Origin of the sequence: Halomonas sp. ND22Bw (assembly GCF_003011945.1) — a bacterium.
Taxonomy (GTDB): domain Bacteria; phylum Pseudomonadota; class Gammaproteobacteria; order Pseudomonadales; family Halomonadaceae; genus Halomonas; species Halomonas halophila.
This window is the reverse complement of the sequence record NZ_PXWD01000065.1, coordinates 1-594: the sequence shown is the minus strand read 5'-3', so window position 1 is coordinate 594 and position 594 is coordinate 1. Positions and strand designations below refer to the sequence as shown.

Below are 594 nucleotides of genomic sequence, written 5' to 3'. Positions count from 1 at the left end.
CTGAAAGTGCTTTACAACCCGAAGGCCTTCTTCACACACGCGGCATGGCTGGATCAGGCTTTCGCCCATTGTCCAATATTCCCCACTGCTGCCTCCCGTAGGAGTTCGGGCCGTGTCTCAGTCCCGATGTGGCTGATCATCCTCTCAGACCAGCTACGGATCGCGGCCTTGGTGAGCCATTACCTCACCAACTAGCTAATCCGACATAGGCTCATCCGATAGCGCAAGGTCCGAAGATCCCCTGCTTTCCCCCTTGGGGCGTATGCGGTATTAGCTTGAGTTTCCTCAAGTTATCCCCCACTACCGGGCAGATTCCTATGCATTACTCACCCGTCCGCCGCTCGACGCCTCCTAGCAAGCTAGGATCGTTTCCGCTCGACTTGCATGTGTTAGGCCTGCCGCCAGCGTTCAATCTGAGCCATGATCAAACTCTTCAGTTAAAAGCTTGATAGTTCCTAAGGTGGAACCAAACCTGGTTCAAGATTCAAACGTCTCTTTGACGAGTCGCTTGTCTTGATATCTAGTGACTGGTCACCGACATCCCGACAAGCGCCCACATGAATTATCTGATCGATTGTTAAAGAGCAGCTCCGG

General features: G+C 53.0%; 1 rRNA gene. It reads right to left on the bottom strand.

Features of this window, described 5'->3' with window-relative positions:
• Window positions 1–440 (bottom strand): 16S ribosomal RNA (locus CVH10_RS16970); the annotation flags it as partial.
• Window positions 441–594: the final 154 nt, after the last annotated feature.